This is a genomic window from Pseudomonas sp. 2725 (genome assembly GCF_050434585.1).
GTDB classification, from domain to species: domain Bacteria; phylum Pseudomonadota; class Gammaproteobacteria; order Pseudomonadales; family Pseudomonadaceae; genus Aquipseudomonas; species Aquipseudomonas jessenii.
In genome coordinates this window covers 35,539-55,158 of sequence record NZ_JBNDIV010000004.1, presented here as the reverse complement: position 1 = coordinate 55,158, position 19,620 = coordinate 35,539, and the positions used below count along the sequence as shown (strand labels likewise).

General features: G+C 57.6%; 26 protein-coding genes, 1 tRNA gene and 1 pseudogene. 17 read left to right on the top strand and 11 right to left on the bottom strand.

Features of this window, described 5'->3' with window-relative positions:
* Window positions 1-65 precede the first annotated feature (65 nt).
* The 3 genes from rbsK (at window position 66) to ABIE16_RS11600 (ending at window position 2,456) form a co-directional block, all read left to right on the top strand.
* On the top strand, window positions 66-983 hold the full coding sequence (gene rbsK / locus ABIE16_RS11610; protein WP_057715543.1) for a ribokinase: 918 nt from the start codon (window positions 66-68) through the stop codon (window positions 981-983).
* Window positions 980-1,384, top strand: a complete 405-nt coding sequence (rbsD, locus tag ABIE16_RS11605) for a D-ribose pyranase (RefSeq protein ID WP_429521199.1) — start codon at window positions 980-982, stop codon at window positions 1,382-1,384. The genes rbsK and rbsD overlap by 4 nt, the downstream gene beginning before the upstream one ends.
* Before the next feature lie 64 nt (window positions 1,385-1,448).
* Complete coding sequence (locus ABIE16_RS11600) at window positions 1,449-2,456, top strand: nucleoside hydrolase (RefSeq protein ID WP_429521426.1); 1,008 nt, start codon at window positions 1,449-1,451, stop codon at window positions 2,454-2,456.
* A 33-nt stretch (window positions 2,457-2,489) separates the two neighbouring features.
* Here the strand turns inward: ABIE16_RS11600 and ABIE16_RS11595 are convergent, their stop codons facing one another.
* Window positions 2,490-2,702, bottom strand: a complete 213-nt coding sequence (locus ABIE16_RS11595; RefSeq protein WP_057715541.1) for a hypothetical protein — start codon at window positions 2,700-2,702, stop codon at window positions 2,490-2,492.
* A gap of 132 nt (window positions 2,703-2,834) precedes the next feature.
* On the opposite strand from ABIE16_RS11595, the gene ABIE16_RS11590 reads away from it, so the two are divergent.
* The gene (locus tag ABIE16_RS11590; protein WP_007975706.1) at window positions 2,835-3,140 is read left to right on the top strand and encodes a hypothetical protein; all 306 of its coding nucleotides are present in this window, start codon (window positions 2,835-2,837) and stop codon (window positions 3,138-3,140) included.
* Window positions 3,141-3,305: 165 nt separating this feature from the next.
* The gene (locus ABIE16_RS11585) at window positions 3,306-3,626 is read left to right on the top strand and encodes an I78 family peptidase inhibitor (protein WP_008047240.1); all 321 of its coding nucleotides are present in this window, start codon (window positions 3,306-3,308) and stop codon (window positions 3,624-3,626) included.
* Between the two features lie 70 nt (window positions 3,627-3,696).
* On the opposite strand, the gene ABIE16_RS11580 is transcribed toward ABIE16_RS11585, so the two are convergent.
* Both ABIE16_RS11580 and ABIE16_RS11575 read right to left on the bottom strand, forming a co-directional pair.
* Window positions 3,697-3,909 carry a cold-shock protein gene (locus tag ABIE16_RS11580; RefSeq protein ID WP_003179963.1) on the bottom strand — a complete coding sequence of 71 codons (213 nt, stop codon included), beginning with the start codon at window positions 3,907-3,909 and terminating at the stop codon, window positions 3,697-3,699.
* Between the two features lie 292 nt (window positions 3,910-4,201).
* Window positions 4,202-4,504: a hypothetical protein gene (locus ABIE16_RS11575; protein ID WP_218496530.1), complete on the bottom strand. Its 303-nt coding sequence runs from the start codon at window positions 4,502-4,504 to the stop codon at window positions 4,202-4,204.
* A 375-nt stretch (window positions 4,505-4,879) separates the two neighbouring features.
* Between ABIE16_RS11575 and thrS the strand changes: the two genes are divergently transcribed.
* From thrS to ABIE16_RS11530, 9 genes are all read left to right on the top strand, one after another.
* Window positions 4,880-6,802, top strand: a complete 1,923-nt coding sequence (thrS, locus tag ABIE16_RS11570; RefSeq protein ID WP_090454263.1) for a threonine--tRNA ligase — start codon at window positions 4,880-4,882, stop codon at window positions 6,800-6,802.
* Entirely contained in the window at window positions 6,802-7,353 is a 552-nt protein-coding gene (gene infC, locus ABIE16_RS11565; protein ID WP_172435703.1) for a translation initiation factor IF-3, read from the top strand. Before thrS ends, infC begins: the two co-directional genes overlap by 1 nt.
* Before the next feature lie 60 nt (window positions 7,354-7,413).
* On the top strand, window positions 7,414-7,608 hold the full coding sequence (rpmI, locus tag ABIE16_RS11560; protein ID WP_002553160.1) for a 50S ribosomal protein L35: 195 nt from the start codon (window positions 7,414-7,416) through the stop codon (window positions 7,606-7,608).
* Window positions 7,609-7,636: 28 nt separating this feature from the next.
* On the top strand, window positions 7,637-7,993 hold the full coding sequence (rplT, locus tag ABIE16_RS11555; RefSeq protein WP_007905879.1) for a 50S ribosomal protein L20: 357 nt from the start codon (window positions 7,637-7,639) through the stop codon (window positions 7,991-7,993).
* Window positions 7,994-8,102: 109 nt separating this feature from the next.
* Window positions 8,103-9,119, top strand: coding sequence for a phenylalanine--tRNA ligase subunit alpha (pheS, locus tag ABIE16_RS11550; RefSeq protein ID WP_007975711.1), 1,017 nt, complete (start codon window positions 8,103-8,105; stop codon window positions 9,117-9,119).
* Window positions 9,120-9,145: 26 nt separating this feature from the next.
* Entirely contained in the window at window positions 9,146-11,524 is a 2,379-nt protein-coding gene (gene pheT, locus ABIE16_RS11545) for a phenylalanine--tRNA ligase subunit beta (RefSeq protein WP_429521198.1), read from the top strand.
* A 3-nt stretch (window positions 11,525-11,527) separates the two neighbouring features.
* Entirely contained in the window at window positions 11,528-11,830 is a 303-nt protein-coding gene (gene ihfA, locus ABIE16_RS11540; RefSeq protein ID WP_002553164.1) for an integration host factor subunit alpha, read from the top strand.
* On the top strand, window positions 11,811-12,167 hold the full coding sequence (locus tag ABIE16_RS11535; RefSeq protein WP_003179985.1) for a MerR family transcriptional regulator: 357 nt from the start codon (window positions 11,811-11,813) through the stop codon (window positions 12,165-12,167). The genes ihfA and ABIE16_RS11535 overlap by 20 nt, the downstream gene beginning before the upstream one ends.
* Before the next feature lie 89 nt (window positions 12,168-12,256).
* Window positions 12,257-12,333: transfer RNA gene (locus tag ABIE16_RS11530), tRNA-Pro, on the top strand.
* An 89-nt stretch (window positions 12,334-12,422) separates the two neighbouring features.
* Here ABIE16_RS11530 and ABIE16_RS11525 read toward each other — a convergent pair.
* A pseudogene (locus ABIE16_RS11525) lies at window positions 12,423-12,743 on the bottom strand (integrase); the annotation flags it as partial.
* A 329-nt stretch (window positions 12,744-13,072) separates the two neighbouring features.
* Here ABIE16_RS11525 and ABIE16_RS11520 point away from each other — a divergent pair.
* Entirely contained in the window at window positions 13,073-13,216 is a 144-nt protein-coding gene (locus tag ABIE16_RS11520) for a hypothetical protein (protein WP_340317133.1), read from the top strand.
* Between the two features lie 101 nt (window positions 13,217-13,317).
* Window positions 13,318-13,566 carry a hypothetical protein gene (locus tag ABIE16_RS11515; protein WP_429521197.1) on the top strand — a complete coding sequence of 83 codons (249 nt, stop codon included), beginning with the start codon at window positions 13,318-13,320 and terminating at the stop codon, window positions 13,564-13,566.
* Between the two features lie 102 nt (window positions 13,567-13,668).
* Here ABIE16_RS11515 and ABIE16_RS11510 read toward each other — a convergent pair whose 3' ends face one another.
* Window positions 13,669-13,797 carry a hypothetical protein gene (locus ABIE16_RS11510; protein WP_407515350.1) on the bottom strand — a complete coding sequence of 43 codons (129 nt, stop codon included), beginning with the start codon at window positions 13,795-13,797 and terminating at the stop codon, window positions 13,669-13,671.
* A gap of 129 nt (window positions 13,798-13,926) precedes the next feature.
* Here ABIE16_RS11510 and ABIE16_RS11505 point away from each other — a divergent pair, with 129 nt between their 5' ends.
* The gene (locus ABIE16_RS11505; RefSeq protein ID WP_090454652.1) at window positions 13,927-14,208 is read left to right on the top strand and encodes an excalibur calcium-binding domain-containing protein; all 282 of its coding nucleotides are present in this window, start codon (window positions 13,927-13,929) and stop codon (window positions 14,206-14,208) included.
* 159 nt (window positions 14,209-14,367) lie between these two features.
* Here ABIE16_RS11505 and ABIE16_RS11500 read toward each other — a convergent pair whose 3' ends face one another.
* From ABIE16_RS11500 to ABIE16_RS11475, 6 genes are all read right to left on the bottom strand, one after another.
* Window positions 14,368-14,709, bottom strand: coding sequence for a hypothetical protein (locus ABIE16_RS11500; protein WP_429521196.1), 342 nt, complete (start codon window positions 14,707-14,709; stop codon window positions 14,368-14,370).
* 247 nt (window positions 14,710-14,956) lie between these two features.
* A complete protein-coding gene (locus ABIE16_RS11495; RefSeq protein WP_429521195.1) occupies window positions 14,957-15,772 on the bottom strand; it encodes an HpcH/HpaI aldolase/citrate lyase family protein in 816 nt (271 codons plus the stop codon).
* A complete protein-coding gene (locus ABIE16_RS11490) occupies window positions 15,769-16,611 on the bottom strand; it encodes an FAS1-like dehydratase domain-containing protein (RefSeq protein ID WP_429521194.1) in 843 nt (280 codons plus the stop codon). Before ABIE16_RS11490 ends, ABIE16_RS11495 begins: the two co-directional genes overlap by 4 nt.
* 25 nt (window positions 16,612-16,636) lie before the next feature.
* Window positions 16,637-17,596: an electron transfer flavoprotein subunit alpha/FixB family protein gene (locus ABIE16_RS11485; protein WP_429521193.1), complete on the bottom strand. Its 960-nt coding sequence runs from the start codon at window positions 17,594-17,596 to the stop codon at window positions 16,637-16,639.
* On the bottom strand, window positions 17,597-18,361 hold the full coding sequence (locus ABIE16_RS11480) for an electron transfer flavoprotein subunit beta/FixA family protein (RefSeq protein ID WP_429521192.1): 765 nt from the start codon (window positions 18,359-18,361) through the stop codon (window positions 17,597-17,599).
* 37 nt (window positions 18,362-18,398) lie between these two features.
* A complete protein-coding gene (locus tag ABIE16_RS11475; protein WP_191626084.1) occupies window positions 18,399-19,601 on the bottom strand; it encodes a CaiB/BaiF CoA transferase family protein in 1,203 nt (400 codons plus the stop codon).
* Window positions 19,602-19,620 lie beyond the last annotated feature (19 nt).

Sequence of the window (19,620 nt, the reverse complement as noted above, 5' to 3'; positions counted from 1 at the left end):
CCGTTGAAAACAGAAAGCCGCTGAATCAAAAGCGCCGCCGAAACAGAATCGATGAGTAGCAATGTATGTCAGCAAAAGTAGTGGTAATTGGCAGTTTGAACATGGACCTGGTGACCCGGGCCCCGCGCTTGCCCAAGGGCGGTGAAACGCTGATTGGTCAATCGTTTACCACCGTCTCCGGTGGCAAGGGTGCCAATCAGGCCGTGGCTGCGGCGCGGCTGGGAGCCCAGGTGTCGATGATCGGCTGCGTGGGCAATGACGCTTATGGTGAGGCACTGCGCGGGGCGCTGTTGGCCGAGCAGATCGATTGCCGGGCGGTGAGCACCGTTGACGGTTCCAGCGGCGTGGCGTTGATTGTGGTCGACGACAGCAGTCAGAACTCCATCGTGATCGTCCCCGGTGCCAACGGTGCATTGACCGCAGAAACCATTGACCGTTTTGATTCGGTGATACGTGCGGCGGACGTGCTCATCTGTCAGCTGGAAGTGCCCGATGCGTCTGTTGGCCATGCGCTCAAGCGCGGCCGCGAGCTGGGCAAGACAGTCATCCTCAACCCGGCTCCGGCCAGCCGTCCGCTGCCATCGGACTGGTACGCGTCCATCGATTACCTGATTCCCAACGAAAGCGAAGCGTCGGCCCTGAGCGGACTGTCAGTGGACTCCCTGGACACCGCACAAGCCGCGGCAACGCGCCTGATTGCCCTGGGCGCCGGCAAGGTGATCATCACTCTCGGTGCGCAAGGTTCGCTGTTTGCCGATGGCCAACGCTTCGAACATTTCCCCGCGCCCGTGGTGAAGGCTGTCGATACCACGGCGGCCGGCGATACGTTCGTCGGCGGTTTCGCTGCGGCACTGGCGGCGGGTAACGATGAGGCGCAGGCGATCCGCTTCGGACAGGTGGCCGCGGCGCTGTCGGTCACCCGTGCCGGCGCGCAGCCTTCAATTCCCGCCTTGAGCGATGTACAGGCGTTTAAAACCCCATGAAAAAGACACCTCTGCTCAACATTGCGCTGTCGCGACTGATCGCTTCATTGGGACATGGCGACAGGGTCGTCATCGGGGATGCGGGGCTGCCGGTTCCTCCGGGCGTTGAATTGATCGACCTGGCCCTGACCCATGGCATTCCGGACTTTGTCAGCACCTTGAAGATCGTGCTCAGTGAGATGCAGGTCGAAAGCCATGTGCTGGCTCAGGAAATCTTCGATAAAAAGCCGTCGGCCCTGGTCACGCTGGAAACGCTGGATGGCGAAGGCGCGTTGGGTCGGCGTGAGTTGCTCACCCATGAACAATTCAAGGTCCTGAGCCGACAAGCCAAGGCGATTGTCCGTACAGGCGAATGCCAGCCGTACTGCAACATTGTGCTGGTCGCCGGAGTTACGTTTTGACTGGCTGTCCGCGTTTTGATGTCCCTGGCACAAGGCGTGCGCCCCGCATCGCTATGCTCAGTAACTGCACCCACTGCTCCGGAGCCTGCTGCTTTTGACCCTGACGACCGCAACCAACGCCCAGGCGGCACCAAAGATCGACCTGATCATCGACACCGATCCGGGGGCTGACGACGTCGTTGCCCTGTTGTTCGCCCTGGCGTCGCCGGACGAACTGAATGTCCGGGCATTGACCACCGTTGCCGGCAACGTTCGCCTGGACAAGACCTCACGCAATGCGCGGCTGGCCCGGGAGTGGGCGGGGCGCGAAGAGGTGCCGGTCTATGCGGGGGCGCCCAGACCCCTGATGCGCACACCCATCTACGCCGAGGACATTCATGGCAAGGAAGGGTTGTCGGGCATTGACGTGCATGAGCCCAGGAAGGGGCTGGCCAAGGGCAGCGCCATCACCTATCTGATCGATACCCTGAAATCTGCCGAGCCCCACAGCATTACCATCGCCATGCTTGGCCCGCAGACCAACCTGGCCCTGGCGTTGATCCAGGAGCCGGGTATCGTTCAGGGCATCAAGGAAGTGGTGGTCATGGGTGGTGCGCACTTCAACGGCGGCAACATCACGCCGGTGGCCGAGTTCAACCTGTTCGCCGATCCGCAAGCGGCCGAAGTGGTGCTCAACAGTGGCGTGAAGCTGACCTACCTGCCGCTGGATGTGACCCACAAGATCCTTACCAGCGAAGCGCGCCTGAACCAGATTGCCGCGCTGAACAACAACGCCAGTCGTCTGGTGGGCAGTATTCTCAATGAGTACATCAAGGGCGACATGGAACACTACGGCCTTCCGGGCGGCCCGGTGCATGACGCCACGGTTGTCGCTTATCTGCTCAAGCCGCAATTGTTCAGCGGTCGTTCGGTCAACGTGGTGGTCGACAGCCGCGAAGGACCGACCTTTGGACAAACCATCGTCGACTGGTATGACGGCTTGAAAGCGCCAAAGAACGCCTTCTGGGTAGAAAGCGGCGACGCCCAGGGCTTCTTCGATCTGCTGACCGAGCGCCTGGCCCGCCTGAAGTAAGCTTCATCTCCCGCAGGTGCTTGCCTGCGGGTTTTACTCCCTCGTACTAACCGCTTCGGTCTTTTGGTCCGATAGATGTTTCTCGAAAATCTGCTCGATGAACGATTGGGCGGCTTCGGTTCCAAGGTCCCTGACCAGAAGGTCGATACCGATAATGGCGAGCTCTTCCGTGCTGCTTGGGCTGTAGGAGCTGTGGCCGTCTTGCCACTTGGCCTTGATGGCAGCGTCGATGCTTACGGTGGTCATGATGGCACTCGGGAGGTCGGGGAAGTCTGAGTGCCGAGTTAACCATTTTGCGGGGCTTTTGACACGTCGACTTAGGCATGAAAGGAGGGCTGTGCGACACTTGGTCTCTGACGAATATTCAAGGAACGCGCTGTGCAGATCGATTTGAACTCCCCGGATGGCCTGACCCTCGAGGCGGTGCGTCAGTTGCTGGCCGGCGCCAGTGACGATGAGCACACCCAGTTGCGGGTCACCAAGGGAGGCATTGCCTACATCTCCTCGGGTGTCGTGGGCGGTACCGATATCGACGGGTTGTTGTTCCGGCTCGAAACCTGGGCCAAGGGCTCCGGTTATGTCGGGCGGGTCGCGGCCAGCGATGAAGTCTGGGTCATGCAAATCTTCAATGCCTTGAAAGAGAACTGGCCCAATCCTCCTTACGACTACATCGACGTCTATTGAGCGTCGTTCATATTCAGTCACGATTCAGTGATTAAGGGCAGGGCGACGCTCAGGCAGAATCGCGGCTCGTCCGGATCATGGGCAGGGTGCCAGTGCTCCCTGTGAAACCAAACGCCAGTCTGGTTGTCGCACGATCTCAGCTTAATCATTGAATAAGGAGGCTTCATGCCTTGGAAGCTCGCGTCATTGGGTACTTTGTTGGCCGTTGCCACGCTGGCCGGTTGCAGCACTCCCTCTACGGAGTCGGCAACAACGGATGTTGCGACGACTGACACGGGTCACAGTCGCTGTGAGGCAAAGGCTGCCGAGTTCACCATCGGCAAACAGGCATCGCCGCAGCTGCTCGAGCAGGCGCGTACCCGTGCCGGGGCGCAAAGTGCACGGTTCCTGCTGCCAACCGATATGGTGACGCTGGAGTACCGTTCCGATCGCCTGAACCTGAACACCGATGCCAGCCGGGTAGTGACCCGCGTCAACTGCGGCTGATCGTTCGACTTTTGTTTCACCCATAAAAAACCCCGTCACATGGACGGGGTTTTTTTAGTGCGCCTGGAAATTACTCTGGGCGAACTTGAGCAGCTTGCATACCCTTTTGGCCTTTCTCAGCCACGAAGGAAACAGTCTGGCCTTCTTTCAGGCTTTTGAAACCGTCGCTTTCGATAGCTTTGAAGTGTACGAACAGGTCGTCACCGCCACCTTGAGGAGTGATGAAGCCGAAGCCTTTTTCATCGTTGAACCATTTAACGGTGCCGGTTTGGCGATTAGACATGGTGTATCTCCAAGAAACATATATTTTCAGTAGTACTGTGCTGCTCAGGCCAACTGGGCACACCCGAGTATCATAGTCGAAATGTTCGGTTTGGGAGCCCCCCGGACGCACTGTTTGCCAATCAGACGTTTTTTCTTTGTGTCCTTTAGCGGCTGAAAGCCCCGTTCTATAAGGCTTTCGGCCGAAAGTTAAGGCAATAAAAAAAGCTGAAAAACCTGAATAAATTGTACGAAAGGTCCTGTTTCAGCGGCTTTTTAACAGTATTTCAGGGGCTGAAAGCGTGGGGGCGGGCTTATTTTTGCTCTGTTTTGGTGGCCTTGCAGGCTGCAATTTTGCTCAGTGCCTGCTGCTTCAATGTGTCGCTGGCCGTGTTGTTCATCAGGGCCTGAATGTCGGCGGCAGGGTACGATTTGATGGCATCGGCACCGCAGGCGCAGTGGGATTTTGCGGCCGGCGTACCAATCTTCTCGGCAGCGGCAGGAACGCACTGAGCCATGTATTTCTCTCGTTCGCCTTTTGGCCATTCTGCATGGGCGGCCAGTGGCAGGAGGAGAATGACGGGGGCGACTACGGCGAATAAACGATTCAGACGCATGCTGAGATACTCCTTGTGGGTCAGATATCTTGTTATCTGAGGGCGATAGTGCGCTTCAAGTTCAGCACTCTGGCATAAAAACAGCCAATTTACCCTGCTGCAAAACCTGCGCACCGTGGCAACCGTTCATCTGTGCTAGCATGCGTGGCTCGGGCGTTTGCAGGCTCCGACGGACCTTCAGTCCCGGTGGCGGCAGATGCACGATTAACCCTGATTTGAATCCCAGTCACTCTGGTTCGGTTTTCCGGTTGGCCGCAAGGCTCCTGCCGCTGTAAGGCAGGCGTTCGTCATTGAATGGCCTGGACCGGATCTTGTACTGGCTCATCCCAACCCACGTGACCTTTGGTAGGGGTCACCACTAGGAGAGGAGGCGCCATGCCAACTATTACTCTTCCCGACGGCAGTCAACGTTCATTCGATCATCCGGTTTCCGTAGCCGAGGTCGCCGCATCCATCGGTGCAGGCCTGGCCAAGGCCACCGTTGCCGGCAAGGTCGATGGCAAGCTGGTCGACGCCAGCGACATCATCGACAGCGACGCGTCGCTGCAAATCATCACGCCAAAGGATGAAGAGGGGCTGGAGATCATTCGCCACTCTTGCGCCCACCTGGTTGGCCACGCGGTCAAGCAGTTGTACCCGACCGCCAAAATGGTCATCGGTCCGGTCATCGATGAAGGTTTCTATTACGACATCGCCTTCGAGCGTCCTTTCACTCCGGACGACCTGGCGGCCATCGAACAGCGCATGCAGCAGCTGATCGAGAAAGATTACGACGTGATCAAGAAAGTCACTCCGCGCGCCGAAGTGATCGAAGTGTTCAAGGCCCGTGGCGAAGACTACAAGTTGCGCCTGGTCGAAGACATGCCGAACGAGCAGGCCATGGGCCTGTACTATCACGAAGAATACGTCGACATGTGCCGCGGTCCGCACGTGCCGAACACCCGCTTCCTGAAATCCTTCAAGCTGACCAAACTGTCCGGTGCCTACTGGCGCGGCGATGCCAAGAACGAGCAATTGCAGCGCGTCTACGGCACCGCATGGGCGGACAAGAAGCAACTGGCGGCTTACATCCAGCGCATTGAAGAAGCCGAAAAGCGCGACCACCGCAAGATCGGCAAGCGCCTGGGCCTGTTCCACACCCAGGAAGAGTCGCCGGGCATGGTGTTCTGGCATCCGAACGGCTGGACTTTGTACCAGGTGCTCGAGCAGTACATGCGCAAGGTTCAGCGCGACAATGGCTACCTGGAAATCAAGACGCCGCAAGTCGTTGACCGCAGCCTGTGGGAGAAATCCGGGCACTGGGCCAACTACGCCGACAACATGTTCACCACCCAGTCGGAAAACCGCGACTACGCGATCAAGCCAATGAACTGCCCTTGCCACGTGCAGGTGTTCAACCAGGGCCTGAAAAGCTACCGCGAACTGCCAATGCGCCTGGCAGAGTTTGGTGCGTGCCACCGTAACGAGCCATCGGGTGCCTTGCACGGCATCATGCGCGTGCGCGCGTTCACTCAGGACGACGCCCACATCTTCTGCACCGAAGAGCAGATGCAGGCCGAGTCCGCTGCGTTCATCAAGCTGACCATGGACGTTTACGCCGATTTCGGCTTCAAAGACGTCGAGATGAAGCTGTCCACTCGTCCGGAAAAACGCGTCGGTTCCGACGAGCTGTGGGATCGCGCCGAAGCTGCGCTGGCCGCAGCCCTTGATAGCGCGGGCCTGCCGTACGATCTGCAGCCGGGCGAGGGTGCGTTCTACGGTCCGAAGATCGAATTCTCGTTGAAAGATTGTCTCGGTCGCGTCTGGCAGTGTGGTACCCTGCAGCTCGATTTTAACCTGCCGGTCCGTCTGGGAGCCGAATTCGTCTCCGAAGACAACAGTCGCAAGCACCCGGTGATGTTGCACCGGGCGATCCTGGGGTCCTTCGAGCGTTTCGTCGGAATCCTGATCGAGCACTACGAGGGTGCATTCCCGGCGTGGCTTGCTCCGACCCAGGCAGTGGTGATGAATATCACTGACAAACAGGCTGATTTCGCCGCCGAGGTTGAAAAAACCCTCAACGAAAGCGGATTTCGTGCCAAGTCTGACTTGAGAAATGAAAAAATCGGCTTTAAAATCCGCGAGCATACTTTGCTCAAGGTTCCTTATCTCTTGGTTATCGGAGATCGGGAAGTCGAGATGCAGACTGTCGCTGTGCGTACTCGTGAAGGTGCTGACCTGGGCTCGATGCCCGTCGCCCAGTTCGCTGAGTTCCTCGCGCAAGCGGTTTCCCGGCGTGGTCGCCAAGATTCGGAGTAATTATTATTAAGCGTGAAATGAGACAAGATAAACGAACTGCACCGAAAGCCCCGATCAACGAGAATATCTCGGCACGCGAGGTTCGGTTAATTGGGGCTGAAGGTGAACAGCTCGGGATTGTGTCAATTGAAGACGCGCTTCTTAAGGCTGAAGAGGCCAAGCTGGATCTGGTGGAGATTTCCGCCGATGCAGTACCACCTGTTTGCAAACTGATGGACTACGGCAAATCGATCTTCGAAAAGAAGAAGCAGATTGCTGCGGCCAAGAAAAACCAGAAGCAGATTCAGGTTAAAGAAATCAAGTTTCGTCCAGGGACGGAGGAAGGGGATTACCAGGTAAAACTGCGCAACCTGGTACGTTTCCTGAGTGACGGGGACAGGGCCAAGGTATCCTTGCGATTCCGCGGCCGTGAGATGGCCCACCAGGAGCTGGGGATGGAACTCCTCAAGCGAGTTGAAGGTGACTTGCTCGAGTACGGTTCGGTCGAACAGCATCCTAAGATGGAAGGACGCCAGCTGATCATGGTCATCGCCCCGAAAAAGAAGAAGTAATCAACAGGGCACGGCAGGCCTTCTGATTATGTTTATCAACTGAATGCGGAGTATCCGAACATGCCAAAAATGAAGACCAAAAGTGGTGCTGCTAAGCGGTTTCTGAAAACTGCTAACGGTATCAAGCACAAGCACGCTTTCAAGAGCCACATCCTGACCAAAATGTCGACCAAGCGTAAGCGTCAACTGCGCGGTAGCAGCTTGCTGCATCCGTCTGACGTGGCAAAAGTCGAGCGCATGCTGCGCCTTCGTTAATTTTAGTCAAGAATAGAGGAAGTAACTCATGGCTCGTGTAAAGCGTGGCGTCATTGCCCGTAAGCGTCACAAAAAAATTCTGAAACTTGCTAAAGGCTACTACGGCGCACGCTCCCGCGTATTCCGTGTTGCCAAGCAAGCGGTAATCAAGGCAGGCCAATACGCCTACCGTGACCGTCGTCAGAAAAAACGTCAGTTCCGCGCTCTGTGGATCGCTCGTATCAACGCTGGTGCTCGTATCAACGGTCTGTCCTACAGCCGTTTCATCGCCGGCCTGAAAAAAGCGTCCATCGAGATCGACCGTAAGGTTCTGGCTGATCTGGCAGTGAACGAAAAAGCGGCGTTTGCTGCGATTGTCGAGAAAGCTAAAGCCACCTTGGCTTAAGTACCCCCGACAGTCACCCGGCCTCGCATCTGTGGGGTCAGGTGTTAAACGTCATAAATAGGGGAAGAGCCTTCAAGCTCTTCCCCTATTTTGTATCTGGAGTCTGTACATGGAAAACCTGGATGCGCTCGTCTCTCAAGCTCTAGAGGCTGTGCAAAGCGCTGAAGATATCAATGCCCTGGAGCAAATCCGGGTTCACTACCTTGGCAAGAAGGGTGAATTGACTCAGGTGATGAAGACCCTGGGGAATTTGCCGGCAGAAGAGCGTCCGCAGGTCGGTGCGCTGATCAACGTTGCCAAGGAGCGTGTCACAGAGGTCCTTAATGCGCGCAAGGCATTGTTTGAAGAAGCCGATCTGGCTGCCAAACTCTCCGCCGAGTCCATTGACGTGACCCTGCCTGGCCGTGGTCAGACCTCCGGTGGTCTGCATCCGGTTACCCGTACTCTGGAACGCGTCGAACAGTTCTTCACCCGTATTGGCTACGGCATCGCCGAAGGCCCTGAGGTCGAAGACGACTATCACAACTTCGAAGCGCTCAACATCCCCGGCCACCACCCGGCCCGGTCGATGCATGACACCTTCTATTTCAATGCGAACATGTTGTTGCGCACCCATACCTCGCCGGTACAGGTCCGCACCATGGAGTCGAAACAGCCGCCGATCCGCATCGTCTGCCCAGGCCGTGTATACCGCAGCGACTCCGATATCACCCACTCGCCGATGTTCCACCAGGTCGAAGGCCTGCTGATCGATCGCGACATCAATTTCGCCGACCTCAAAGGCACCATCGAAGAGTTCCTGCGGGTTTTCTTCGAAAAGGAACTGGCGGTGCGTTTCCGTCCTTCGTACTTCCCGTTCACCGAGCCATCCGCTGAAGTCGACATGGAATGCGTGATGTGCAGCGGTAAAGGCTGCCGCGTCTGCAAGCAGACCGGCTGGCTGGAAGTGATGGGTTGCGGCATGGTTCACCCGAACGTGCTGCGCATGTCCGGGATCGACCCGGAAGAGTTCTCGGGCTTTGCCTTCGGCATGGGCGTAGAGCGTCTGGCCATGCTGCGTTACGGCGTGAACGACTTGCGTCTGTTCTTCGACAACGACTTGCGGTTCCTCGCGCAATTTCGCTAGTCGTAACGAATTCTTAGGAGAGCAGGATGAAATTCAGTGAACAATGGCTGCGTGGCTGGGTTAGCCCGCAGGTAAGTCGCGACGAGCTGGTTGCTCGTCTGTCGATGGCCGGTCTTGAGGTCGATAGCGTTACGCCGGCCGCCGGTGTTTTCAGTGGCGTGGTCGTTGGCGAGGTGCTGAGCACCGAGCAGCACCCGGACGCCGACAAACTGCGCGTGTGCCAGGTCAGCAACGGTTCGGAAACCTTCCAGGTTGTTTGCGGTGCGCCAAACGTGCGCCCGGGCCTGAAGATTCCTTTCGCCATGATCGGCGCCGAGCTGCCAGGCGACTTCAAGATCAAGAAAGCCAAGCTGCGTGGCGTCGAGTCCAACGGCATGCTGTGCTCGCAAACCGAGCTGCAGGTTGGTGAAGGCAATGACGGCCTGATGGAGCTGCCGGCCGATGCGCCGGTGGGCGAGGATTTCCGCGTTTACCTGGACCTGGAAGACGCCAGTATCGAGGTCGATCTGACCCCGAACCGTGGTGACTGCCTGTCCCTGGCCGGTCTGGCCCGTGAAGTGGGTGCCCTGTACGCCGCTGCGGTGGTCCGTCCGGTGGTGGCTTCGGTTCCTGCCGCCCACGACGAAGTGCGCTCGGTAGAAGTGCTGGCGCCCGCCGCGTGCCCGCGTTACCTGGGGCGTGTGATCCGTAACGTCGACCTGTCCAAAGCAACGCCGCTGTGGATGGTCGAGCGTCTGCGTCGTGCCGACGTGCGCAGCATCGACGCTGCCGTCGACATCACCAACTATGTGATGCTGGAACTGGGTCAGCCGCTGCACGCCTTCGATCTCGCCGAAATCAACGGTGGCATCCGTGTGCGCATGGCTGAAGAGGGCGAGAAGCTGGTGCTGCTCGACGGCCAGGAAGTCAGCCTGCGTAGCGATACGCTGGTGATTGCCGACCACTCCCGCGCACTGGCAATTGCCGGCGTCATGGGTGGCGAGCACAGCGGTGTTTCCGCGACCACACGTGATGTGTTCCTGGAAAGCGCCTTCTTCGACCAGATCGCCGTAGCAGGCAAGGCTCGTTCCTACGGCCTGCACACCGATGCATCCCATCGCTATGAGCGTGGCGTGGACTGGCAGCTGGCCCGCGAAGCCATGGAGCGCGCGACTGGTTTGCTGCTGGAAATCACCGGTGGTGAAGCGGGTCCGATCATCGAGACCGTCAGCGAGCAGCACCTGCCGAAAATTGCTCCGATCACCCTGCGTGCGCAGCGTATTACCCAGATGCTGGGTATGGAAATGGATTCGGCCGAGGTGGAGCGTCTGCTCAACGCCTTGGGCCTGACCATTACTGCCGATGGGGCAGGGCAGTGGCGTGTAGAAGTTCCAAGCCATCGCTTCGATATCAGCCTGGAAGTCGACCTGATCGAAGAACTGGCACGCCTGTATGGCTACAACCGTTTGCCGGTTCGTTATCCGCAAGCGCGTCTGGCGCCGCAAGCCAAGGCAGAAGCCCGTAGCGACCTGCCTGAACTGCGCCGCCTGCTGGTTGCCCGTGGATATCAGGAAGCAATTACCTATAGCTTCATCGATCCGAAACAGTTCGAACTGTTTAATCCGGGTGTGGAGCCGTTGCTGCTGGCCAATCCGATCTCCAATGACATGGCTGCCATGCGTTCGTCGCTGTGGCCGGGTCTGGTCAAGGCGCTTCAGCACAACCTGAACCGTCAGCAGGATCGCGTGCGTCTGTTCGAAAGCGGCCTGCGTTTCGTTGGCCAGCTTGAAGGTCTCAAGCAAGAGCCGATGTTGGCGGGTGTTGTTTGCGGTAGTCGCCTGCCGGAAGGCTGGGCGCAGGGTCGCGATACCGTCGACTTCTTCGACGTCAAGGCAGACGTGGAAGCGGTGCTGGGTTTTGCCGGCGCCCTGGATGCGTTCACTTTCGTGCCAGGCAAGCACCCGGCGCTGCACCCGGGTCAAACCGCGCGCATCGAACGTGACGGTCGTCTGGTCGGCTTCATTGGCGCGATCCACCCTGAATTGTCGAAAACCCTCGGTCTCGACCGTCCGGTCTTCGTCTTCGAGTTGGTTCTGGCGGAAGTGGCGTCGGGCAAAATGCCAAAATTCCACGAGTTATCGCGCTTTCCTGAAGTGCGTCGTGACCTTGCACTGATTGCGCACAAAGACGTTGCAGCCACGGCTGTACTGGACGTAATCCGTGAAAATGCAGGCGAATGGCTGACAGACCTCAGGCTATTTGACGTGTATCAGGGTAAAGGCATTGATCCTGATAGAAAAAGCCTCGCAGTCGGCTTGACCTGGCAGCATCCATCGCGCACTCTTAATGACGATGAGGTGAATACCGCAACGCAAAACATCCTCACCTCGCTCGAACAAAGGTTGAACGCCACGTTAAGGAAGTGACGTATGGGGGCTCTGACGAAAGCTGAGATGGCGGAACGTCTGTATGAAGAGCTGGGCCTGAACAAACGGGAGGCCAAGGAATTGGTCGAACTGTTTTTTGAAGAAATCAGGCACGCTCTCGAAGACAACGAACAAGTCAAATTGTCCGGTTTCGGCAATTTCGACCTTCGGGACAAACGCCAGCGGCCTGGCCGCAATCCGAAAACGGGGGAAGAAATCCCGATCACGGCTCGCCGTGTGGTCACCTTTCGTCCAGGGCAGAAGTTGAAGGCCCGAGTTGAGGCTTATGCTGGAACCAAGTCATAACGACGAGCTCCCCGTCATCCCGGGCAAACGCTACTTCACCATTGGTGAAGTCAGCGAGCTGTGTGCGGTAAAACCACACGTGCTGCGCTACTGGGAGCAGGAGTTTCCTCAACTCAACCCTGTCAAACGCCGCGGAAACCGCCGGTATTATCAGCGCCAGGACGTGCTGATGATCCGGCAGATCCGCGCGCTCCTTTACGATCAGGGGTTCACCATCGGCGGAGCGCGCCTGCGTTTGTCCGGTGATGAAGCCAAAGACGACACCACCCAATACAAGCAAATGATCCGCCAGATGATCGCCGAGCTCGAAGATGTTCTGGTGGTACTCAAGAAATAAATTCTCGCTTTTAAATACTTCCAGTTTTCAAAAGCTTGCGATATATTCTTCAGCGTTCCTCGAGATGAGGGATGGGTTTCACGCCTAGTCGGGGCGTAGCGCAGTCCGGTAGCGCACTAGCATGGGGTGCTAGGGGTCGAGTGTTCGAATCACTCCGTCCCGACCATATTTACTGAGTAATATCAGGCATTTAGGCCGATCATATAGATCGGCTTTTTTGTGCCTGCGCAAAACCTGCACAAAACTGGCGCAAAACTACCCGGTGATTTCGCTGATATTCAGGTCTGGAATTGCCTCGGACCAGACGATGTCCTCGTGGTCCCGCTGGTAGTTTTTGGTCATGCCTTCGCTCGCATGACCAGCGATTTTCTGTCCATCCTTTCCGGCTTTTTTGTACAGGTGCAGCGACAGCGCGCGCACTTCGTGAAAGCCCGGCATCTCTTCTTTTTTCCATCCTGCGTAGCAGTTCGACGCCTCCCGGGCTTCTTTGAATGCTCGCGTCAAATACCTCTCTTCAACCTTCGTCCAGTGATCTTTGTGCTGCGCTTGTTTCTGTTTACGGCGTTCGGGCTGGCGCTCGCTGCGAGGGCGATTGCTGTCCTGATTTGCGGTCTTTTCAATTGCCATGGCTTCGATGTAGACGTCCGCCCACGGGGCGAGCTCAATCCGGTCGAAGCCAACGCTCTGTTTTCCTATGGGAAATTCGCGAATGTTCGGCCGGACAGTTTTGTTGAATACATCCCGGCACATTCCCAAGTAGCCAGGTAGCATCCATGGCTCGGATAAAACGGGGAGGGACGGGCGCGACTTGGGCCGCGCTTCGATTGGACATAGGGATTCTTCGCCCGCTGTTCACCGGCAGGGTTTGTGGTTTAATGAGATACGTTCTTAAAGGAGTTGATGCTATGGAAAAGGCGTTTCGAAATCCGTTGTTCTTAACTGGGCTGCCACTGGCGATCTGCGGCGTTGCTATCACCGCGCCCGGTCTTTGGATTCCTGGGTTGGTACTGATGATTGCAGGTTGGGCAAAGGGAAATAAGCGACCCTGACTTTACCGTCCGGCCCCTTGTAGATGAGCCATAGCATGTAAAGCGGGGCTGTTATTGGTAAGAGGATCATGCCGCCACCCGCGCTGCCACGATCATCATCGATGAATCCCTGCGGAAGTTTCGCAGTGAACTTTCCCTCTCTCTGGGGAACGGACACTATCGCCGACTTCGAGGACGGCACTGACCTGATCAACCTTAGCGTCAGCGGATTGACCTTCGCGAATCTCACTGTTAGAGAACAGTTCGGCGAGGCCGTCATAACCGTCACTGGCCAGTCGGGTGTGGGAAGCATCACGTTGACCGGCGTCCCACAGGCAGCCATCACCGAGGCGGACTTCGCCTTTACCTGAGTAATCAGCGCATGCTCACGCCGGGTGATGGCGTGAGCATGCCGAGGAAAAGGGGAGGTATTTCCTTGCTCCGAATGTGCTGTCGGGCGTGACTGGACTGAGTCACACCGGCGTCATCATCACCGCGAGCGTCATCTTGATGGATTCTCCATTTTTATCGATGGCCTTCAGGGCGAGTTGGTTTTCGCTGATCTTGAACAGCGGGGAAGGGAGCAGGTCAGTATTTGGCATCTGCTCTTCCTTCCATCTCGCGTAGCAATTTGCCGCCTCCCACCGGCAGGCTGTATGTGGATTAGTGGATTACGCTGTAAAGCAGGCAACGTGAGAACACAAACGGTCTCTCATCATGGATGGATCAAGATGAAACTGATTTTGGTTGTGCTTGTTGTTGGTCTGTTGGCTTGGAAGCTTTCCCCTCAATTACAGTCCTGGGCTGAGGCTCGGCTATCGAGTCCTCAAAGAATCTCCGTGGTCTTGACTGCGCCGAAGCCTGTTTCGGCTCCGGTCAAATGCGACGGACGCAAGTATTGCTCGCAGATGACGTCGTGCGCAGAGGCCAAAAATTTTCTGCGTAATTGCCCAGGAATGAAAATGGATGGCGACAACGACGGAGTACCCTGTGAGTCGCAGTGGTGCCGGTGACTATTCGCAGTGAACCGGCAGGCTAGTAAGTGGATCGTGGAAATCTGATGAAGGGCGTAGGGCACGCTTTGAAGGTGAGCTACGTTTTATTGGTTCACCTCGCCAGTTGCGTTACACGCACTCCCCCCGGAGGGGACTGATGGTAGCGGTTGCGATGATCTATGCCTGAATTCCTATGTCACCCTGTGCAGCTTGTAACGCTCGCTCCTCGGTCAGCGGCGTTAAAGTTGGTTGCGCGTTGCTGGCGTGCAAGTAAAGAAAGTAGTGCCCTGAATCGTCCAGCAATACCCGGCACAGTTCTGATGGCCGAAAGTTGTTACCGATATAAATACTGTCCTTGAGGATCTCGAAAGATTTGATCCCATGCTGTCGCATGGTCGTTTCAAAGGCTTGGTAAAGACCCTCTCTGCGGCGTCGATTGTTTCGAGCATTTAGCTTGAAAAAAACCACCATCAGCACGGCATAGCTGATAAGGAGTATCACAAGGGCGCTAGTCCGCATGCGTGGAGCTCCATGTCCTCTCAATCGCTGTGCATTTCAGTGTAGGCGCGTTCCTGGTGGAGTTTAAGGGAAGGCACGCATCAAAAAATTCTCATAAGGGTCAGGCGAGTCTTTTTCGGACTCGCCCAGCTTTGGCTCGGCAACAGGTCTCACCGGGCTTGGCGATTGGCTGGTTGATAGTGACGGTCCAGCCATACGGTCTGTGCGTTACAGAATTCGCGCACGATGCAAGAGCGCTGCCGTTGAGTCAGGTCGCGCGCGCCAGGATGGCCTGCGCACGGCCAATGACAGGCGCGTCGACCATTTGCCCATCGAGCACGAATACACCTTCACCCGAACTGGCGGCGTCCATGATGCGTTGTGCCCAGAGCAGTTCCTCCAGACCGGGTTTTAGCGCTTGATGGATAATCGCCACTTGGCTCGGATGGATACATAACGCGCCACCAAACCCCATGTCGCGGGCAAACTGAACGGTGCTGTGCAGGCCGACGGTGTCCTGTATGGAAGGAAACACGCCATCCAGCGCCGGAGCGAGGCCGGCCACCCGAGTCGCGAGCAGTACTGCGTATCGAGCGTGACTCAGGATCTCTTCGGCGGCAGGACTGCCGGTGGTCAAATTCAGGTCCAGGCCCAGATCAAGACTTCCGAATGACAAGCGCTCAACGCCTTGGGCCTGGGCAATCGCTTGGAGTTCGGCCAGGCCCTTGGCGCTTTCGATGATGGGCCAGATCGGTTTTTGAGTATTGGCGCCCGTGAGAACGTGCTCCGCGCTTTCTGCTTTGGGTAGCAAAATACCGATTACGCCAGCGTGTCGTCGACAAAGCTCCAGATCCGCCATGTGGGCCCAGTGATCCGGAGCATTGACCCGCACCAGAATCCGGGCTTGCGGATTGTCACTCAAGAAGCGCTCCAGGTTATCCCTCGCCTGTTCCTTGAGGTTCTCCTGTACGGCATCTTCCAAATCAACAATGACCCGGTCCGCACCGGTAGCGATGGCTTTGGGTATGCGCTCCGGACGAGTGGCCGGGACAAAAAGGGCGGAGCGAACAATGGAGGTATTCATGGTGTTTCTCCCGCGCTGAACTCGACTTCGCCGGTCTGCGCCATGCCGTCCTGATTACCTGCCCAGAGCTGTGCCTTGCCGCTATCAATCAGGCGTCCGCCGACCTCGAAAGGCTGAGGCGAAATCAAGGGACGGACGCCACGGAAGGTGAAGCGCTTCAAGTGGGCGTTCGGGTGCGCTTTGGTAAAAGCGCGCAAATTCAGCGTGGCGATCAAAGGACCATGCACCACCAATCCCGGGTAACCCTCGGTCTCTGTGACGTATGGCCAGTCGTAGTGAATCCGGTGGCCATTGAAGGTGACGGCGGAGTAACGGAACAGCAAGGTCGGGGAGGGGACGACCAGGTCCCGCCATTGGCTTTCCGGGATCGCCTCGGTGCCGCTCAGTTTGGGTGGAGTGGGTTCCCGATAGACAATGTCCTGCTCATCCTGCAGGGCGCGTTTGCCATCCTGAAAATACTCATGGCGCACCGTGACGAACAACAAGGAACCCGTGCGCCCGTGCTTCTCTTCGACGTTGAGGATGGTTGACACACAGGTCACGTCAGCCTCCACCTTCAACGGCTGGTAAAACTCAAGTCGACTACCCGCCCACATCCGGTTGCGGTTGTGGGCGGGCGGCAGGAACCCCCCGAGCGCCGGATGACCGTCCGGGCCCAGTTCGTCGGCGGTAACCGGTTCCTGAAAAAACGCCCAGTGCCACAAAGGCGGCAGCGATTCACCCGACCGGGGTGCCGGCTCGCCCAACGTCGCGGCAATACGTTTGACCAAAGTAAAACTGATCCGGTCCTGGCTTTCCTGACGACGTCCAATCCAGGCTGAAAAATCGGAACTGCTCATATTTATCGCTCCTGTCAGTCGGCAATCAGGCCAGGGCGGCCATTTCTGGAATCGCTTCAAACAAGTCCGCCACCAGGCCGTAATCGGCCACCTGGAAGATCGGCGCTTCTTCGTCCTTGTTGATCGCAACGATCACTTTGGAGTCTTTCATGCCGGCCAGGTGCTGGATCGCGCCGGAGATACCGACGGCGATGTACAGCTGTGGAGCAACGATCTTGCCGGTCTGACCGACCTGCATGTCGTTCGGAACAAAACCTGCGTCGACCGCGGCGCGCGATGCACCGACGGCAGCGCCCAGCTTGTCGGCCAGGGCGTACAGGTGTTTGAAGTTGTCGCCATTCTGCATGCCGCGACCGCCGGAAACGACGATCTTGGCAGCGGTCAGTTCCGGACGATCGGACTTGGCCAGTTCTTCGCCAACGAAGCTTGCGATGCCAGCGTCATGGGCAGCGCCAACAGCTTCAACGGCAGCGGAGCCACCTTCAGCTGCAACCGGGTCGAAACCGGTGGCACGCACGGTGATCACCTTGACCGCCGCGTTCGACTGAACGGTAGCGATGGCGTTACCGGCATAGATCGGACGCTTGAAGGTGCCGGCGCTTTCTACCGAGATGATCTCGGAGATCTGGTCAACGTCCAGGGCAGCGGCAACGCGCGGCAGGATGTTTTTGCCGTTGGAAGTGGCGGCAGCCAGGATGTGGCTGTAGCCCGCAGCCCCTGCTTCTTGAACGAGAGCAGCAACCAGAGGAGCGATGTTTTCCGGCAGTTGATGCGCGTAGGCGGCGTTATCGGCCACCAGCACTTTAGCCACGCCAGCGACTTTCGCAGCGGCTTCAGCCACGGTACCAACACCCTGGCCGGCCACCAGAACGTGGATGTCGCCATGGATTTTGGCGGCAGCAGCAACGGTGTTCAGCGTGGCCGGGGCCAGCACTTTGTTGTCCTGCTGGTCGGTTGAAAAGTCAGCAATAACCAGGATAGCCATTCAGATCACCTTTGCTTCGTTCTTGAGTTTTTCAACCAGTTCAGCCACCGACTTGACTTTGATACCCGCGCTGCGTGCAGCCGGCGCTTCGACTTTCAAAATCTTGTTGGTGGAGGCGGTGGAAACGCCCAAAGCATCCGCAGTCACTACGTCGAGAGGCTTCTTCTTGGCTTTCATGATGTTTGGCAGAGACGCGTAGCGCGGCTCGTTCAAACGCAGGTCGGTGGTGACGATCGCCGGCAGTTTCAGGGAAACTGTCTGCGCGCCGCCGTCGATTTCACGGGTCACAGCTACGCTGTCGCCGCTGATTTCGACTTTCGAAGCGAACGTGCCCTGACCGTAGCCGCTCAATGCAGCGAGCATCTGGCCAGTCTGGTTGTTGTCGCTGTCGATGGCCTGTTTGCCAAGGATCACCAGCTGAGGCTGCTCCTTGTCGACAACAGCTTTCAACAGTTTGGCAACAGCCAGGGAAGTCAGGTCTTCGGCGGACTCGACGAGGATGGCGCGGTCGGCACCCAGAGCCAGCGCAGTGCGCAGTTGCTCTTGAGCGGTGGGCGGGCCGACGGAGACAACGACGATTTCAGTCGCAACGCGCCCTTCTTGTACAGAGAGTTCTTTCAGGCGCACGGCTTCTTCCACGGCGATTTCGCAGAACGGGTTCATCGACATCTTGACGTTGGCGAGGTCGACGCCAGAGTTGTCGGCTTTCACGCGAACTTTCACGTTGTAATCGACCACTCGTTTCACAGCTACCAGGATCTTCATTGGGCAGTGTTCTCTCGAAAAACTTTGATCGTTGCCGTCAGATGGCACCGGTGGCACGCATTTGTTCAATGCGCTCTGCCCCCAGTCCCAGCTCCTTGAGCACTTGTTCGGTGTGTTGGCCAAGTCCTGGCACGGCATCCATGCGAGGTTCGAACGCACTGTTACTGCCGGGCGGGACCAGGCTCGGAACGGGGCCAGCAGAGGTTTCGACTGCTCGCCAGCGATCACGCGCCTGAAGTTGCGGATGGTCCCAGACACCTTGCATATCGTTCACTCGGGCGTTAGCGATTTGCGCCTGGTCCAGGCGATCGATCACCGCATCGAAGTTGAGCGTGGAGAACGATTCAACGATCAATTCCCGTAGCACATTGCGGTTTTCGACACGTTTGAAGTTGGCCGAGAAACGCGGGTCTTTGGCCAACCCGGGCGCAAGCAGCACCTTCTCGCAAAACAACTGCCATTCACGCTCGTTCTGCAAACCCAGCATCACCGTGGTGCCGTCACCGACAGGGAAGGGACCGTAGGGGTAAATGGTGGCGTGTGCAGCGCCGGCGCGAGGGGGCGGAGGAGCTCCGTCATAGGCGTAGTACATTGGGTAGTTCATCCACTCGACCAGGCTTTCGAGCATCGAAACGTCGAGGTGGCTGCCTTCACCGGTGCGTTCACGCAACAACAGCGCAGACAGGATGCCGGTGTAGGCGTACATGCCGGCCGCGATATCGGCAATTGAACAACCGGCCTTGGCCATTTCTTCCTCGCCCTGGCCGCCGGTGACCGACAGGAATCCGCCTTCACTCTGGATCAGCAGATCGTAGGCTTTCTTCTTCTCGTAGGGGCCACCGGCGCCATAGCCTGAAATGTCGCAGACGATCAGGCGCGGAAAACGCTGGTGCAGCACCTCGAATGACAGCCCCATTCGCGCGGCCGCACCGGGCGCCAGGTTCTGCACGAGCACATCGGCGGTGGCCAGCAAACTGTCCAGCACGTCGGCGGCACAATCCTGCTTCAGGTCGAGGGTCAGGCTTTCTTTTGAACGATTGGTCCAGACAAAGTGCGAGGCCAGACCGTTGACGCGTTGATCGTAGCCCCGGGCGAAATCGCCTGTGCCTGGACGTTCGACCTTGATCACCCTTGCCCCGAGATCGGCCAGTTGTCGGGTACAGAAGGGCGCGGCAATGGCATGCTCAAGGCTGACGACGGTAAGGCCATCGAGCGGACGGATGCTTTTGGGCTGGCTCATGATTTTTATCTCTCTTGTT

Coding starts and splice junctions, on each gene's coding strand:
- rbsK (WP_057715543.1), top strand. CDS start 66: ATGTCAGCAAAAGTAGTGGTAATTGGCAGTTTGAACATGGACCTGGTG.
- rbsD (WP_429521199.1), top strand. CDS start 980: ATGAAAAAGACACCTCTGCTCAACATTGCGCTGTCGCGACTGATCGCT.
- ABIE16_RS11595 (WP_057715541.1), bottom strand. CDS start 2,702: ATGACCACCGTAAGCATCGACGCTGCCATCAAGGCCAAGTGGCAAGAC.
- ABIE16_RS11585 (WP_008047240.1), top strand. CDS start 3,306: ATGCCTTGGAAGCTCGCGTCATTGGGTACTTTGTTGGCCGTTGCCACG.
- ABIE16_RS11580 (WP_003179963.1), bottom strand. CDS start 3,909: ATGTCTAATCGCCAAACCGGCACCGTTAAATGGTTCAACGATGAAAAA.
- ABIE16_RS11575 (WP_218496530.1), bottom strand. CDS start 4,504: ATGCGTCTGAATCGTTTATTCGCCGTAGTCGCCCCCGTCATTCTCCTC.
- thrS (WP_090454263.1), top strand. CDS start 4,880: ATGCCAACTATTACTCTTCCCGACGGCAGTCAACGTTCATTCGATCAT.
- rpmI (WP_002553160.1), top strand. CDS start 7,414: ATGCCAAAAATGAAGACCAAAAGTGGTGCTGCTAAGCGGTTTCTGAAA.
- rplT (WP_007905879.1), top strand. CDS start 7,637: ATGGCTCGTGTAAAGCGTGGCGTCATTGCCCGTAAGCGTCACAAAAAA.
- pheS (WP_007975711.1), top strand. CDS start 8,103: ATGGAAAACCTGGATGCGCTCGTCTCTCAAGCTCTAGAGGCTGTGCAA.
- pheT (WP_429521198.1), top strand. CDS start 9,146: ATGAAATTCAGTGAACAATGGCTGCGTGGCTGGGTTAGCCCGCAGGTA.
- ihfA (WP_002553164.1), top strand. CDS start 11,528: ATGGGGGCTCTGACGAAAGCTGAGATGGCGGAACGTCTGTATGAAGAG.
- ABIE16_RS11535 (WP_003179985.1), top strand. CDS start 11,811: ATGCTGGAACCAAGTCATAACGACGAGCTCCCCGTCATCCCGGGCAAA.
- ABIE16_RS11520 (WP_340317133.1), top strand. CDS start 13,073: ATGGAAAAGGCGTTTCGAAATCCGTTGTTCTTAACTGGGCTGCCACTG.
- ABIE16_RS11515 (WP_429521197.1), top strand. CDS start 13,318: ATGAATCCCTGCGGAAGTTTCGCAGTGAACTTTCCCTCTCTCTGGGGA.
- ABIE16_RS11510 (WP_407515350.1), bottom strand. CDS start 13,797: ATGCCAAATACTGACCTGCTCCCTTCCCCGCTGTTCAAGATCAGCGAA.
- ABIE16_RS11505 (WP_090454652.1), top strand. CDS start 13,927: ATGAAACTGATTTTGGTTGTGCTTGTTGTTGGTCTGTTGGCTTGGAAG.
- ABIE16_RS11500 (WP_429521196.1), bottom strand. CDS start 14,709: ATGCGGACTAGCGCCCTTGTGATACTCCTTATCAGCTATGCCGTGCTG.
- ABIE16_RS11495 (WP_429521195.1), bottom strand. CDS start 15,772: ATGAATACCTCCATTGTTCGCTCCGCCCTTTTTGTCCCGGCCACTCGT.
- ABIE16_RS11490 (WP_429521194.1), bottom strand. CDS start 16,611: ATGAGCAGTTCCGATTTTTCAGCCTGGATTGGACGTCGTCAGGAAAGC.
- ABIE16_RS11485 (WP_429521193.1), bottom strand. CDS start 17,596: ATGGCTATCCTGGTTATTGCTGACTTTTCAACCGACCAGCAGGACAAC.
- ABIE16_RS11480 (WP_429521192.1), bottom strand. CDS start 18,361: ATGAAGATCCTGGTAGCTGTGAAACGAGTGGTCGATTACAACGTGAAA.
- ABIE16_RS11475 (WP_191626084.1), bottom strand. CDS start 19,601: ATGAGCCAGCCCAAAAGCATCCGTCCGCTCGATGGCCTTACCGTCGTC.